Raw genomic sequence first — 15710 nt, forward strand, 5'->3', positions numbered from 1 at the left:
TCCTTAAAACCTGACATTTAAATCGAAAGCGAGGGAGATATTCCGCTCACGTTTACCGTCGTAGGGGCGTTTATCCCAAATCAGCATCACCCCGCCATCTACGACGTTGTTCCATTTGAGTCGTTGTCCGTATCCCACCTGAACAATAGCGCCTGCGTCCTGGCCTTGCTGCCAATAGCCGCCCACGCCAGCCAGGCCTTGCTGCGTCCACACTGTGTCATAGTGGCGGTAAAGAACCTGCTCAGCGCTCAGACCGGGTACCACGGAAAAATCACTCTTCGGGTTGTAATACGGCACATTTTCTTTGGTGTTGGTGCTCCCGCCGATGCCCGGAGTAAAGTCCAGCGTGAAGCGCGGCGTCGTCCAGATGCGCTCTTTTCCGCTGAGTCCGTATTCGATACGATCGTTACCGTCCGAGAAATGTGAGGCGGCAAACGACAGTTGATATTCACGTCGTTCGTTTTGATACCAGCGGACAAACATATCTCCGCCGTTGGTATACACGCCGCTACGCAGCGCACGCAGTGGCGTATTACGCGATAAGCGCTCGGCCGAACCGCCTACGCGCCAGTTGTCATTGAAGTCATGCCAGCCGGAAAGACGGCCACCAATCTTCTGACCATCGCCATAATTTCGGCCAGACACTTCCATTTCCGCCCAGTAATCACGGGAAGTCCATTCTGCGCCAGCCGCCAGATCGCGGCTGATTCCCTTCCCTTCTTCAAATTCACCGGTAGCAAAGTTGAATCCGGTAAACAGTCGCCAGTTGTCGTTAATTGGCGGGCTGTAAATAGCCGTATTGATGTTGAAATCATTCTTACCGCTGACTGGGCTATCGGACGAAATCCCCTGCGTGCCGCTAATGCGCACTTCCGACATTTTGTGAACATCACGAATACGCGCGAGGCGCAGAGTCGCTTCATCATCCGGGCTACGGGCGATAACGTCATCCGTTAGTTCATCGGCCTGCTTCCACTCCTGGAGATCCAATGCCACGTAAGCCTGTTGACGCTCCAGCTCAAGGTTGCTTGGCTCGATCACTTCCGCCAGCTTCAGCTCTTTCTCTGCCGCATGCGGCAAGCCACGTGCTTCAAGAACAGAGGCATAGGATATGCGCAGCCCCTGGTTACCAGAGCCGGTTCGCGCCAGATGCTCTGAGAGCTTTTCTGCCTCTGGTAGTTCATTAGCAGCGATATGGTATTGCGTCAGCAGCGACTGCCCGAGCAGCCAGTTATCGTTCGGCTGCGGCGTTGGCGAACCATAGATGCGTCGCAGGTACGGACTCTCTTTGATTAAGTTTTCGACCTGTTTTTTAGCAGCATCAAAGTTTTCGTTATCAATATGGGCGTAGAACAGATCCTGCTGATCCTCAGGACCGAGCGGCGTCACAGGAATCGGTCCATTGGGGTAGTAGATGCTCATCAGCATCGCTTCGGTTTTTTCCGGCTGGCGTTCACTTAACCATGCCGATGCTACCCAGCGTTTAGCATAGTTTGGCACTTCGCCGCTCGCAGACAGTGATTCGTATTCCTTAATCACTTCAGAAGTTCGTTTACGTACCAGAAGGGCGCCCATGCGGTCAATTCTCGCCCGACGAACATCATTCTGTGCGGACGGTTCATCCTTCCAGGCCGTCAGCAACTGGTCATAACGGGCCAGCGCTTTGTCCGCCACGATGAATCGTTCTTCTTCATTACGTGCGGAGGTATAGGAAGAACGCACCATTTCGGCGGCCGCATCGAGCTCAAGGCGACGCTTTACAGGATCCGCCGTGGGTACGACTTCCGCCATATTTAAAGCGGGTCCGGAAACGCGGTTTGCTGACAGCGCAGACAGCAGCGTAGATTGCGCATTTTTGTTGCCCGGCTCAACGTCATCCGCCTGGCTGGCAACCAACAGCGCGTCCCAATTTTTCCCCTGAGAGTGATATACATAGGCAAGTAGCGCGTCGGAATCAGCCCCCGGATGCGCCTGCGCCCATTTGTTCGCTTCAGTAAGCGCTTGCTGATTGTAGCGAGCATCCGCTAACGTCATTATCCAGCCGGTACGTACATCAACGTTGTCAGGCTCTTCCTGTAAAACGCTATTCCACACCGCTAACGAATCATTCCAGTTCTTCAGATTACGATACGCGCGCGCGGCAGCAACTTTCCCTCGGGCAGGCACATCCATCTGCCCACGATACTGCAGCCAGATTTCAATGGTGTTTTTATCGTTGTTATCAACCCAACCGGAAACCTGCAGCCAGTCGGCAACCTGATTTGGCGTTAGCGCGCTTTTCTTTCCCTGATCCTCAAGATAATGCAATAACGGTGCACTATTACCTCCCCGAGCTTTAATAACCAAATCGTCATAATCAGATACCGCTGCGGAGATTTGCATCGGGAAAAGTACGCTTGCCGTAAATAAACAGCTAACAGACTTTAAACGTTTAATAAAATTGGCATGTCGACGCATACTTAACATATCTGCCCTTATATCTTACATCATAGTAAAAATAAGCGTTTTCAATAAGTTACGGTCATTCACTGACAGTTGTCGACCATGTAAGATGCACTGCCGCTTATTTCGTAATAGGGTTATGAAGCAATTAATTCTTTCGTCTTATTGACTATCCACACCCCATCCTCTAATCCTTGGAAAGGAGGTATAAACCCAGGGATTTTATCATTCAGTGCCTGTTGTTTCTACGCAACAAGAATACTCTTGGGCAAAAAAAGTATTTTAGGTCAAATTATCCTAATCCACCTGGTATTGAATACTGGATTTAGATTAAGTTTGCGAAACGAAGCCTTGTGACGATGATAACTATTGCTGGTTAGCATAGCTACACTGCGCAACTGTTTGCACGGTAACTATTATGTGCGGATAGAGAAAATTCTGATAATAATGACTCCGATAACAGTAAAGACAACAATGTAGACAATATAACTTAATTTTAAGTAGCAGACATAGTCAATGAAATGAAAATACAGGTACAGTCACTTGCAGGACTAAGTACAGTAAAAATGCAATGAAATCAAATAACTTCTTAACTCATGATTGAAACCTACCATAATTAGTATTTTGATATCCGGCAGAATACGCGCGCGAAGAGTTGTACATGGTTTTGCTCGTTATTGTATTTACCAACCTTGCGTATTATTGACAGCATCAACCGCAATCGATTTTTATTCCCTACAATCTATAAGACTATTTACATTGAAAAAGCAAATAGAAGCATAATTTTTTGCACTTACCCTCTCCTCCTGACTTTCAGGTAATCTGGATAAAGATGCCAATGGGAGCTGGTCAATGAAAATCGTTAACGCAGAAGAAAAGCATATCCCCGCCATACGCGATATTTACGCCCATCATGTTATTCACGGTACAGGCAGCTTTGAAACAGACCCACCGGATTTGCGCGAAATGCAGGCACGCCTGGAAAAAATCCGCAGCCTGGGATTGCCGTGGGTGGTCGCGCTACAAGAAGAAAAGCTCATCGGGTATTGCTATCTCACCCGCTACCGTGAGCGTTATGCCTACCGCTATACCCTCGAAGATTCGATTTACATTGACCCGACAGCACAGCGCCAGGGGGCAGGAAAAGCGTTGCTAAGCCATGTCATTGACTGGGCCGAAACGCAGGGTTACCGGCAGTTGATTGCCATCGTCGGTGATAGCAATAATCAGGGTTCGCTGAAGGTCCATCAGCAGGCTGGGTTCACGGAAATCGGCACGCTGAAGAACATTGGCTTCAAACATGGACGCTGGCTCGACACGGTTTTACTTCAACGCAGCCTGGGTGAAGGTATCCACCAGCCTGGCGGATAGCGAGCCTGACGGAAGAATGATAGTAGTTGATTATTCTGGTGATACTACGCCGGGAATCAGCTTGCTTAAAGCCGTTCCAGGTGTATCTGGTTGGCTATACCTTTTTATAACAAATATTGAGATTAAAAGAGTCTGCCATAATGGCAGACTCTTTTAATTTAAAATTAGAGATTTGCAACGTTATGATATACTTTTTGGACATCATCGTCATCTTCAAGGGCATCAACAAGTCCTGCAAAGATTTCTAAATCTTCTGGTGAAAGCTCAATTTCTGATTGAGCAATCATTTCTAATTCTGTTGTAGAGAATTCGGTAATGCCAGCTGCTTTTAGTGCTGCAATTCCTTTGTGAAGATCTGTAGACTCAGTATAAATAACGATATTTCCTTCTTCTTCGGTTACATCGCGCACTTCAACTTCAGCTTCAAGCAAAATTTCAAAAATACGGTCAGGGTCTGTTCCTTCAAAAACAATCACGCCAGTATTGTCGAACATATAGCTGACAGAACCTGCCGCGCCGATATTCCCACCTTTTTTATTGAAAATGTTGCGAACATTAGCAATGGTACGGTTAACATTGGAAGTCAGCGTTTCAGCAATAATCATTGAGCCATTGGGTCCAAAGCCTTCATAACGCCCTTGCACAAACGTTTCATCGCTGCCGCCTTTAGCTTTATCAATGGCTTTATCAATTACGTGCTTTGGAACCTGGGCTTGTTTCGCACGTTCAATAACGAATTTTAAAGCTGAGTTTGATTCTGGGTCTGGTTCACCTTGTTTAGCAGCAGCATAGATTTCTACACCGAATTTTGCATATACGTTAGACGTTGCACCGTCTTTAGCGGTTTTTTTTGCAACAATGTTGGCCCATTTACGTCCCACTGGAATAATCCCCTCGAAAATTTATTTACATTACTGACAAGTTATTAACCTGTATGTTTTCCCGCCATATTATACCATGGTGTTGAAATCTTCGTCCATGAGAAATAAAAACATTAAAAACTTACGAGATGTTACTTTAATTTTAACAATAGTAATTGTTGTTGGAAGGTTGATGATCAAAGTGCTAAATACGGATAAAAATCATAATAGACTTTTACGCAAGTTTTCTCTAAAAATATAATTTACTACTATTAAGGTATAGAACGTTGAAAAACAAAATAAATGCTATCCAGACCATTCAAATCATCTGAACATCACCAGAATATAATTTCTATCATAGTAGAAATTTGCTCTGATTTACGCTTAAAACCAGAGCATTTATTATCCTATTGCTATCGCACTCGTTTACCTGCTTCATCAACGACTTTCTCGCCATCTTCCTTAGCGAAAGCCCCTTTCTGGGCTTCTGGAAGGATATCCAGAACAACTTCAGAAGGACGGCACAGTTTCGTTCCCAGCGGTGTCACCACGATGGGACGGTTAATCAGGATCGGATGCTGCAGCATAAAGTCAATTAACTGGTCGTCAGTGAAGTTATCTTCGGCAAGACCAAGTTGTTCATAAGGCTCAACATTTTTACGCAGCAGTGCCCGTACCGAGATCGCCATATCTGCAATAAGTTTGACCAGCTCATCGCGCGATGGTGGAGTCTCAAGGTAATAAATAACGGTTGGTTCAGTACCGCTATTGCGGATCATCTCCAATGTATTACGCGACGTACCGCAGGCCGGGTTGTGATAAATGGTGATGTTGTTCATTTCAGGATCTCATTACAAAGTGAAAGAGAGACGTATCGCCAGCGCGGCCAGCGTTACAAACAGCACAGGTAGAGTCATGATGATCCCGGTGCGGAAATAGTATCCCCAGGTGATGGTCATGTTCTTCTGTGAAAGTACATGTAGCCAGAGCAGCGTTGCCAGGCTACCAATAGGTGTAATTTTCGGGCCCAGATCGCAGCCAATCACGTTGGCGTAGACCATCGCCTCTTTGATAACACCGGTTGCGGTGCTGCCATCAATAGAGAGTGCACCAACCAGCACGGTAGGCATGTTGTTCATGATGGAAGACAGGAAAGCCGTCAGAAAGCCAGTACCCAACGTCGCAGCCCAGAGACCTTTATCCGCCAATACGTTCAGTACAGAAGAGAGGTATTCCGTTAGCCCGGCGTTGCGCAGGCCATAGACCACCAGATACATCCCCAGCGAGAAGATAACAATCTGCCAGGGCGCACCACGTAACACTTTACCGGTGTTAATGGCATGGCCTCGCTTCGCCACCGCAAACAGGATCACAGCCCCAACCGCCGCAATCGCGCTAACGGGAATACCCAGCGGCTCGAGGACGAAAAAACCAACCAGCAGAAGAATCAACACAATCCAGCCGGTTCTGAAGGTTGCCAGATCTTTAATCGCTTTTGCCGGTGCTTTCAGGAGAGCCAGGTCGTAAGTCGGTGGAATATCCTTGCGGAAGAAAAGATGCAGCATAACCAGTGTGGCAACAATGGCTGCAATATCCACCGGCACCATTACCGACGCATATTCGGTGAATCCCAGACCAAAGAAATCCGCCGAGACGATATTCACCAGGTTCGACACGATAAGCGGCAAGCTGGCCGTATCGGCAATAAACCCGGCAGCCATGACGAATGCCAGTGTCGTGCCTTTGCTGAACCCTAATGCCAGTAGCATGGCGATGACTATTGGCGTCAGAATAAGTGCCGCACCATCGTTGGCAAACAGTGCCGCCACCGCTGCACCAAGCAGAACGATATACGTAAAGAGCAAACGGCCACGACCGTTACCCCAGCGCGAAACATGCAATGCCGCCCATTCGAAAAAGCCTGATTCATCAAGCAGCAGGCTGATAATAATCACGGCAATAAAGGTCGCCGTCGCGTTCCAGACGATATTCCAAACCACCGGGATATCGCCTAAATGGACAACGCCAGAAATCAACGCCAGTACCGCCCCCAGCGTAGCGCTCCAGCCGATCCCTAATCCCTTCGGCTGCCAGATAACCAAAACAATGGTCAGGACAAAAATAGCGCCTGCCAGTAACATAAAGCCTCCTGACAGGGCGACGTTGCCGCCCTGTATTAACCAAAAAAATTAACGCATCAATTCTCTGAGCTTTTCAATACCGGCGGGCTCTGACGCCAGCACCGGAACAAGCGCTATACGGTCAGCGTGCTGATTCTTGACAGCCTCAATCTGAGGCAGTTCCTGCCGGGCGCGCTGGCAAAGCAACGGAGAAAGCGTATCCGCAATGGAAAGACTGTTATTGATAATCCAGCCCCACGGATGAATCCCCGCTCTTTCAAGGTCAGCCTGCAGGTTTGCCGCCTCCAGCACTGGTGTGGTTTCAGGGAGCGTAACCAGCAGAACTTTGGTTCTATCCGGATCCTGAAGCTGCATCATTGGGGTAGTAAAATGACCTTTATTCCCCATTTTTTTGGCAATCTCTCGGTGGTAAGCCCCGGTCGCATCCAGCAACAAAAGCGTGTGTCCCGTAGGGGCGGTATCCATAACAACAAACCGCTTACTCGCTTCACGAATCACGCGGGAAAAGGCCTGAAACACGGCAATTTCTTCAGTACAGGGAGAGCGTAAATCTTCTTCGAGCAGCCGTTTCCCTGCTTCGTCCAGATCTTTTCCCTTCGTCTCAAGGACATGTTGGCGATAGCGTTCGGTTTCATCATGTGGATTGATTCTACTGACCTGAAGATTTTTGAGGCTACCGTTCAGCGTTGTACTCAGGTGCGCAGCAGGATCAGAGGTCGTGAGATGCACGTCAAACCCCATGTCTGCCAGCCTGACGGCGATAGCCGCAGCCATCGTGGTTTTCCCTACACCACCTTTGCCCATCAGCATAATCAGGCCGTGTTCACTGCGAGCGATATCATCGACCAGGCCAGAGAGCGATAGGTTTTCAGACGTGTACTGGACGTTCGTTGAAGGATACGGTAATACCTCAGAACGGGTATCCAGCAGTCCCTTCAATGCAGCCACTCCAACCATATTGACTGCCTGGAGCAATAGGGTATCTGTCGGTAGCCCGGATAAACCGGCAGGAAGATTTGCCAGTGCTTCCTGCTCCCGTTGCCATATCGCAGCGGCCAGGGCGTCATGTTCAGCTTCTGCTTTGGGCAGCACACCATTAATTACCAGGTACTGGTTTTTCAGGCCAATAGCAGCCAGTTCTTCATGGGTGCGGGCGACTTCCTGCAGCGTAGATTTTTGCAGTCGTGCAACCAGAACCAGACGGGTACGTTCAGGATCGGATAACGCCTCTACCGCATGAGCATACTGCTCTCGCTGCTTTTCCAACCCGGCCATTGGGCCAAGGCAGGAAGCTCCGTCCGGGTTACTTTCGATGAAGCTGCTCCAGGCTCCGGGAAGCTGGAGCAGACGAATCGTGTGGCCCGTCGGTGCGGTATCAAAAATGATGTGATCGAAGCGGGTCAGCAGGGAAGCGTCTGTCAATAAGCCAGTGAACTCATCGAACGCCGCAATCTCAGTGGTACAGGCCCCCGAAAGCTGTTCGCTGATGCTGTTAACAACGTCATCAGGCAGAAGACCTTTGATAGGATCAACGATTCTGGCGCGGTATTGCTGGGCGGCTTCCTGCGGATCAATCTCCAGTGCGGAAAGTCCAGGAACTGCTGTCACAGGGCGAATGGTGTTACCGATAGCCAGGTCGAATACCTGGCCGACATTGGAGGCCGGATCGGTACTGACCAGCAAAACCCGCTTACCCTGTTCGGCAAGGCGGACAGCCGTCGCGCAGGAAATGGACGTTTTTCCTACGCCTCCCTTGCCGGTAAAGAACAGGTAAGGCGGGATGTTCTGTAAGAATTTCATATGTCCCCCTGACATATTCAGCAACAGGAAGTATTACCACCACAACAGCTGGTGGGAGCTAACCCTACCTTCTCCAGCGGAATACCGAACCAGCGAGCCAGCTCAGCGCGTTTTGGGTATCGCCCAGCCATCACCGTTTCACCGTCTAACAGCAGTAACGGAAGCCCTTCTGCCCCAGATGCTTCGAGGAATGCTTTCGCTTTCTCATTCTGAACAAAGCTCATGGGCTGCTGCGCCAGGTTGTAACGTTCAACCTGTACACCACGTCCTTTCAGCCACTGCACATCAGCAGAAAAATCAACCAGAACCTGATCGACATCTGAGCCACATACGCCGGTACTGCAGCACATTGCCGGGTCAAACACCGTTAACGTTTTCATTCTGAATACCTCACATTTGAAAAATCATATATGTTCAGGCAAATTTTTTAGATGCAAACAGCCTTACCGCTACCAGAGCAGTTTGCCGATGCCAGCTTACGGGCGATGGCCTGTACGTCGTCCTGTTGGCTTAACCAGGCTTGCTCAATTACCTGAGCGGCCCAGGAAGGAATATGCGGAGATAAGCGGTAGTGAACCCACTTGCCCTGTTTGCGATCCAGCAATAGACCACTTTCCCGTAGCATTGCCAGGTGGCGGGAAATCTTGGGCTGTGACTGATCCAGCGCCGTGCAGAGATCGCACACGCACAGCTCTCCCATCTCCCTGAGCAATAATACGATGCCCAGCCGGGTTTCATCAGACAGATTCTTGAAAAGTTGTAAGGAAGTAAACGACATTATTCCCCCTGCTCGTTTGCGGATCAGAATACGCCAGTGGGGAACAAAATCAATATCACATGCGTAAAAACATATATGTAGTGAAATAAAAAAGGTTGCTATTGATTTCTGAATACAGGAGAAATGATAGAACTTTAGAACAGCTGAAATTGGAGCGGGCGAAGGGAATCGAACCCTCGTATAGAGCTTGGGAAGCTCTCGTTCTACCATTGAACTACGCCCGCTTTGAAGTGCGTAAGGGATTATAAACCTTACGCTCTTCCTGGCAAGGGGCTGACCGTCTGACTGGCGATTAATTCACCGTTAGCATTTTGGTTTACTGCCCTGCGGCGGTAAATAACGCAGCGGATCGATCGCTGTTGCCCGATAGCGGATCTGGAAATGCAGCCGCACTGTCGTCGCATCCGAGCTGCCCATTGTCGCTATCTTTTGCCCGGCCTTCACGTTTTGGCCGTTGTTCACCAGCATGGTGTCATTATGCGCATACGCAGTGATGTAGTCCTCACTGTGCTTAATCATAATGAGATTACCGTATCCCCGCAGTTGATTCCCGACATAAACTACCTTCCCGGCTCCTGCTGCATAAATCGGCGTACCGCGCGCAGCAGAGATATCAATACCTTTATTACCGCCGTCCGCGGTTGAATAAGGCAGAATCACTTTACCGCTGGCAGGCCACAACCAGCAGCGTTGCCCCACTGGCGGCCAGGATGACTGCGGCACAGATGAAGACGGTCTGACCGCCGCCGTTTTGGTCGAGGATTTCTTGGTTGTTTTGCCAGAGCTTGAACTGGTTTTCGCACCGCCGCTGACCTTCAGCTTTTGCCCCACTTCAATCGTATAGGGCGGTGGAATGTTATTCAGGCGGGCGATCTCTTTCACGCTGGTACCGGTGGCGCGCGAAATACGGTATAGCGTATCTCCCCGCTTCACGGTATATAGGGAGCCGGAATAACTTCCTGTATCAGACGACTTGCTACCGGAACAGCCTACTAACAGCAGACCTACACACAGCAGCATCACGATACTTAAGCTATTTTTCTTCAGGCGTCCTGCACTCAAAACAATACCTCGCAACATTTCCAGACGCTTTATCATAGCAGCCAGAAACCGGATGCCAAATCATATCGCGCAACGAAGCGTCAGCCCTTGCATTTCACACCCTCAGTTAATCAATATGCCTTAATTAAGCATATAATATGGGTGCTTAAGATTGAGGGTGGACGCAATGCGACAGGAACATGTCATTTTATTGAACGAGCAGGACCAACCCTGTGGAACGCTGGAAAAGTATACGGCGCATACCGCCGCAACCCTCCTGCACTCCGCTTTCTCATGCTGGATATTTAACGAGCAAGGTCAACTGCTGGTCACCCGCCGGTCGCTGCACAAAAAAGCCTGGCCAGGCGTCTGGACCAATTCGGTTTGCGGACACCCACAGCTGGGTGAAACTACCGAAGCGGCTATTGTCCGCCGCGCTCGCTTCGAGCTGGGTGCCGATATTAGCGATCTTACACCCGTCTATCCTGATTTCCGTTATTGCGCGACGGATCCGAGTGGAATAGTGGAAAATGAAGTCTGCCCGGTTTACACCGCGCACATCGTCAGTCAGTTACAGCCGAACGCGGATGAAGTGATGGATTACCAATGGAGCAATCTTGAGGATGTTTTAAGCGGGATTGACGCGACGCCATGGGCCTTTAGCCCGTGGATGGTAATGCAGGTTGCAAACAATAAGGCGCGAGAATTGCTGCGCAAGTTTGCCAACGGGAATTGATTGCCGGATGGCGCTACGCTTACCTGGCCTACGTAACGGATCGTAGGCCGGATAATGCATCAGCCGCCATTCGGCATTTCACATCTTACTTAACCGGACGCATCGCCGGGAACAGGATCACATCGCGAATGGTGTGGCTGTTGGTGAACAGCATAACCATACGGTCGATACCAATACCCAGGCCCGCAGTCGGCGGCAGACCGTGTTCCAGAGCGGTAACGTAGTCTTCGTCGTAGAACATCGCTTCGTCATCACCCGCATCTTTAGCGTTAACCTGATCCTGGAAACGCTGCGCTTGATCTTCTGCATCGTTCAGCTCGCTGAAGCCGTTACCGATTTCACGTCCGCCGATAAAGAATTCGAAGCGATCGGTGATTTCCGGATTTTCGTCATTACGACGCGCCAGTGGAGAAACTTCTGCCGGGTACTCGGTAATGAAGGTCGGCTGAATCAGGTGCGCTTCCGCAACTTCTTCAAAAATCTCGGTCACGATACGGCCCAGACCCCAGCTCTTCTCAACTTTGATGCCGATAGATTCAGCAATCGCTTTTGCAGAATCGAAGTTATCCAGATCGGCCATATTAGTTTCCGGACGGTATTTCTGAATCGCTTCGCGCATGGTCAGTTTTTCGAACGGCTTACCGAAGTCGAAAACTTCTTCGCCGTAAGGCACTTCCGTCGTTCCCAGAACGTTCTGCGCCAACGTACGGAACAGAGATTCGGTGAGTTCGATGAGATCTTTATAGTCCGCATAAGCCATGTAGAGTTCCATCATGGTGAACTCAGGGTTATGGCGAACAGAGATGCCTTCGTTACGGAAGTTACGGTTAATTTCGAATACGCGTTCGAAGCCACCAACCACCAGACGCTTGAGGTACAGTTCCGGCGCGATACGCAGGTACATGTCCAGATCCAGCGCGTTATGATGGGTGATAAACGGACGCGCCGCCGCACCGCCAGGGATTACCTGCATCATTGGGGTTTCGACTTCCATAAAGCCGCGACCAACCATGAACTGACGGATGCCAGCCATAATCTGTGAACGCACTTTAAAGGTATTGCGGGATTCATCGTTAGAGATGAGATCCAGGTAGCGTTGACGATAGCGCGCTTCCTGATCCTGCAGACCGTGGAATTTGTCCGGCAGCGGGCGCAACGCTTTGGTCAGCAGACGCAGCTCGGTGCAGTGGATAGACAGCTCACCGGTCTTGGTCTTGAACAACTTACCTTTCGCGCCGAGGATATCGCCCAGATCCCATTTTTTGAACTGCTCGTTGTAAACGCCTTCCGGCAGATCGTCGCGAGCAACGTACAGCTGAATGCGGCCGCCAACGTCCTGCAACGTAACGAATGATGCTTTACCCATAATACGACGGGTCATCATACGACCAGCAACGGAGACCTCAATGTTCAGCGCTTCCAGCTCTTCATTTTCTTTCGCATCGAAGTCAGCATGCAGTTGGTCTGAGGTATGATCGCGACGGAAGTCGTTCGGGAACGGGATCCCCTGCTCACGCAGGCTCGCCAGCTTCTCACGGCGCGTTTTCAGTTCATTGTTAAGGTCGGCTACCGCGTCAGCGCCCTGTACGTGTTGTTCAGACATGTTGGTTCCTCATAACCCTGCTTTCAAACTTGCTTCGATAAATTGATCCAGGCTGCCATCCAGCACCGCCTGCGTGTTGCGGGTTTCAACCCCGGTACGCAGATCTTTGATGCGGGAGTCATCAAGGACATAAGAACGAATCTGGCTACCCCAGCCGATATCTGACTTGGTGTCTTCCATCGCCTGTTTCTCGGCATTCTTCTTCTGCATTTCCAGTTCATAAAGCTTCGCTTTCATCTGCTTCATGGCCTGGTCTTTGTTCTTGTGCTGGGAACGGTCGTTCTGACACTGCGTCACAATCCCGGTCGGGATGTGGGTAATACGCACCGCAGATTCTGTACGGTTAACGTGCTGACCGCCCGCACCAGAGGCGCGATAAACGTCGATACGCAGATCCGCCGGGTTGATATCGATATCAATATCATCGTCAACTTCCGGGTAGACAAACGCCGAACTGAACGACGTATGGCGACGGCCACCTGAATCGAACGGGCTTTTACGTACCAGGCGGTGTACGCCGGTTTCAGTACGCAGCCAACCGTAAGCATACTCGCCAGCAATTCTGATGGTCACGGATTTAATACCCGCGACTTCACCTTCAGACTCTTCAATAATTTCGGTCTTAAAGCCGCGCGCTTCAGCCCAACGCAGATACATACGCATCAGCATGCTTGCCCAGTCCTGCGCTTCCGTACCGCCGGAGCCAGCCTGGATATCGAGATAGCAATCTGCGCTGTCATATTCACCGGAGAACATACGACAGAATTCCAGCTGGGCCAGCTTATCTTCCAGGGTATCGAGTTCTGCTACGGCTTCGTTAAAGGTTTCTTCGTCATCGGCTTCTACAGCCAGCTCCAGCAGGCCGGAGACATCTTCCAGGCCCTGGCTCATCTGATCGAGCGTATCAACGATGGCCTCAAGGGAGGAACGCTCTTTACCCAGCGCCTGGGCACGTTCGGGTTCGTTCCACACGTCCGGCTGTTCCAGCTCGGCGTTTACTTCTTCCAGACGCTCTTTCTTGGCATCATAGTCAAAGATACCCCCTAAGAACGTCAGAGCGCTCCGTGAGGTCCTGAATGCGGTTATTTACCGGATTAATTTCAAACATTGTCTGATTTCTTTTATTGGACTAGTCAAAATGCGGTTATAAGAGCGGGATTGTAACTAATCCACGCCCTTTTTTATAGCGATTAGTGACGCTAAAGTGGCCAGATATTGTCGATTATAATCTGCAAGCTGCGGTTGCCACGAAACTCGTTAATATCCAGTTTGTAGGCAAGCTGAACTTCGCGAACACCGTTGTCGGGCCAGCAGGTGGTATCAACATTAAATGCAATACCGTCCAGCAGTGGGCCGCCGCCAACAGGCTCAACCATTACCTTCAGATGACGCTCACCGACCAGGCGTTGCTGAAGCAGCCGGAAATGCCCGTCAAACAGCGGTTCTGGGAACATTTGCCCCCACGGTCCGGCATCACGCAGCATTTGCGCGACCTCCATGGTCATCTCCGCTGCGCTCAGAGCACCATCTGATACCACTTCACCCTGTAGTAAGGCGGGATCCAGCCACTCGGTTACCAGTTCGCCGAAACGCTGCTGGAAACGCTCAAACTGCGCCTCTTCCAGCGACAAACCTGCTGCCATAGCGTGGCCGCCAAACTTGAGGATCATGCCAGGATAAAGGGTGTCCAGGCGCTCCAGCGCATCGCGCATGTGTAGCCCCTGAATCGAGCGTCCGGAGCCTTTGAGCGTACCGTCGCCGGCAGGCGCAAACGCAATCACCGGACGGTGGAAGCGCTCCTTAATGCGTGATGCCAGAATCCCCACCACGCCCTGATGCCACTCAGGGTGGTACATTGCCAGACCGCCCGGTAGCGTATCACTACTGCGTTCCAGCTTTTCACACAGAGTCAGCGCTTCCGTCTGCATCCCCTGCTCGATCTCTTTGCGTGTTTGGTTGAGCGCGTCCAGCTCATTGGCCAGCACGCGCGCTTCACCAATGTTGTCGCACAGTAGCAGCGCCACACCAACGGACATGTCGTCCAGACGCCCCGCCGCATTCAGCCGTGGCCCGAGGGCAAAACCTAAATCGCTGGCAGCCAGTTTGAGTGGGTCGCGATTGGAAATCTCCAGCAGCGCTTTAATACCCGGACGGCACTTTCCGGCACGAATACGGCTTAAGCCCTGCCACGTCAGAATGCGATTATTGGCATCCAACGGAACCACGTCGGCCACCGTGCCAAGCGCAACCAGATCGAGCAAATCCGCCAGATTCGGCGGTGCAATGCCGCGTTCATCAAACCAGCCTTTGTCACGCAAAAAGGTGCGCAGCGCCAGCATCAGGTAGAAGGCAACACCAACGCCCGCCAGCGATTTCGACGGGAATTCACAGTCGGGCAGGTTAGGGTTGATAATAGCCTCTGCGCCCGGCAGCGTGTCTCCGGGCAGATGGTGATCGGTCACCACGACCGGGATCTTCAACGTTCTGGCATGTTCAACGCCCGCGTGGGACGAAATGCCATTGTCGACAGTAACAATCAGCTGAGCGCCCCGTGCATGGGCCTGATCCACCACTTCCGGGCTTAAACCATAGCCGTCTTCAAAACGATTCGGCACCAGATAGTCAACGTTGCTGCAGCCCAACGCACGCATCGCCAGGATGCTCAGCGCCGTGCTGGTCGCGCCATCGGCGTCAAAATCGCCGACCACGATGATTCGAGTTCCTTCGCGAAAGGCGTTATAGAGGATCTCAACTGCTTTTTCGACGCCATTTAAATGCTGCCACGGCAACATGCCTTTCACGCTACGCTCAAGCTCCTGCGTGCTGCGCACGCCCCGACTGGCGTACAAACGACGTAGCAGTGGCGGCAGGTCGGCAGGTAGCTCGGCGGTCTCGTCGGCTTTACGCCGACGAAGTTGTATCTGTTGTTTCACGCGAA

The 15710-nt window shown here is 50.8% G+C and carries 13 protein-coding genes and 1 tRNA gene; 2 read left to right on the forward strand and 12 right to left on the reverse strand.

Features of this window, described 5'->3' with window-relative positions; all coding sequences use genetic code 11:
- Positions 1-3 precede the first annotated feature (3 nt).
- Entirely contained in the window at positions 4-2466 is a 2463-nt protein-coding gene (pgaA, locus tag OGX99_RS13710; RefSeq protein WP_286543891.1) for a poly-beta-1,6 N-acetyl-D-glucosamine export porin PgaA, read from the reverse strand.
- Positions 2467-3294: 828 nt separating this feature from the next.
- Here pgaA and OGX99_RS13715 point away from each other — a divergent pair.
- Complete coding sequence (locus OGX99_RS13715) at positions 3295-3813, forward strand: GNAT family N-acetyltransferase (RefSeq protein ID WP_286543895.1); 519 nt, start codon at positions 3295-3297, stop codon at positions 3811-3813.
- 164 nt (positions 3814-3977) lie between these two features.
- On the opposite strand, the gene OGX99_RS13720 is transcribed toward OGX99_RS13715, so the two are convergent.
- The 8 genes from OGX99_RS13720 to actS all read right to left on the reverse strand — a co-directional run bounded on the left by OGX99_RS13720 (position 3978) and on the right by actS (position 10454).
- Positions 3978-4694 carry a YebC/PmpR family DNA-binding transcriptional regulator gene (locus OGX99_RS13720; protein ID WP_151218310.1) on the reverse strand — a complete coding sequence of 239 codons (717 nt, stop codon included), beginning with the start codon at positions 4692-4694 and terminating at the stop codon, positions 3978-3980.
- Positions 4695-5086: 392 nt separating this feature from the next.
- Positions 5087-5512, reverse strand: a complete 426-nt coding sequence (arsC, locus tag OGX99_RS13725) for a glutaredoxin-dependent arsenate reductase (protein WP_151224297.1) — start codon at positions 5510-5512, stop codon at positions 5087-5089.
- Positions 5513-5524: 12 nt separating this feature from the next.
- Entirely contained in the window at positions 5525-6814 is a 1290-nt protein-coding gene (gene arsB, locus OGX99_RS13730) for an arsenite efflux transporter membrane subunit ArsB (protein ID WP_187258960.1), read from the reverse strand.
- A 48-nt stretch (positions 6815-6862) separates the two neighbouring features.
- Complete coding sequence (gene arsA / locus OGX99_RS13735) at positions 6863-8614, reverse strand: arsenite efflux transporter ATPase subunit ArsA (protein WP_286543898.1); 1752 nt, start codon at positions 8612-8614, stop codon at positions 6863-6865.
- Between the two features lie 17 nt (positions 8615-8631).
- The gene (gene arsD, locus OGX99_RS13740) at positions 8632-8994 is read right to left on the reverse strand and encodes an arsenite efflux transporter metallochaperone ArsD (RefSeq protein ID WP_000855179.1); all 363 of its coding nucleotides are present in this window, start codon (positions 8992-8994) and stop codon (positions 8632-8634) included.
- Positions 8995-9041: 47 nt separating this feature from the next.
- The gene (gene arsR, locus OGX99_RS13745) at positions 9042-9392 is read right to left on the reverse strand and encodes an As(III)-sensing metalloregulatory transcriptional repressor ArsR (RefSeq protein WP_151218314.1); all 351 of its coding nucleotides are present in this window, start codon (positions 9390-9392) and stop codon (positions 9042-9044) included.
- 150 nt (positions 9393-9542) lie between these two features.
- A tRNA-Gly gene (locus OGX99_RS13750) sits at positions 9543-9616 on the reverse strand.
- A 79-nt stretch (positions 9617-9695) separates the two neighbouring features.
- Positions 9696-10454 carry an amidase activator ActS gene (gene actS / locus OGX99_RS13755; RefSeq protein WP_187253165.1) on the reverse strand — a complete coding sequence of 253 codons (759 nt, stop codon included), beginning with the start codon at positions 10452-10454 and terminating at the stop codon, positions 9696-9698.
- Positions 10455-10620: 166 nt separating this feature from the next.
- Here actS and idi point away from each other — a divergent pair, with 166 nt between their 5' ends.
- Complete coding sequence (gene idi / locus OGX99_RS13760; protein ID WP_151224302.1) at positions 10621-11169, forward strand: isopentenyl-diphosphate Delta-isomerase; 549 nt, start codon at positions 10621-10623, stop codon at positions 11167-11169.
- Positions 11170-11254: 85 nt separating this feature from the next.
- On the opposite strand, the gene lysS is transcribed toward idi, so the two are convergent.
- The 3 genes from lysS to recJ form a co-directional block, all read right to left on the reverse strand.
- Positions 11255-12772 (reverse strand): lysine--tRNA ligase, encoded by a 1518-nt coding sequence (gene lysS / locus OGX99_RS13765; protein ID WP_005123357.1) that lies wholly within the window; start codon positions 12770-12772, stop codon positions 11255-11257.
- Positions 12773-12781: 9 nt separating this feature from the next.
- Positions 12782-13880, reverse strand: a protein-coding gene (gene prfB, locus OGX99_RS13770; protein WP_286543899.1) for a peptide chain release factor 2 whose coding sequence is annotated in 2 segments (ribosomal slippage) — positions 12782-13804 and positions 13806-13880 — 1098 coding nt in all. Because the reading frame shifts where the segments join, the coding sequence is not laid out codon by codon here.
- A gap of 91 nt (positions 13881-13971) precedes the next feature.
- Entirely contained in the window at positions 13972-15705 is a 1734-nt protein-coding gene (recJ, locus tag OGX99_RS13775; protein ID WP_187258963.1) for a single-stranded-DNA-specific exonuclease RecJ, read from the reverse strand.
- Between the last annotated feature and the right edge of the window lie 5 nt (positions 15706-15710).

The sequence above is a fragment of the Citrobacter sp. Cu096 genome, assembly GCF_030332285.1.
In the GTDB taxonomy this organism is placed as follows: Bacteria; Pseudomonadota; Gammaproteobacteria; order Enterobacterales; family Enterobacteriaceae; genus Citrobacter; species Citrobacter meridianamericanus.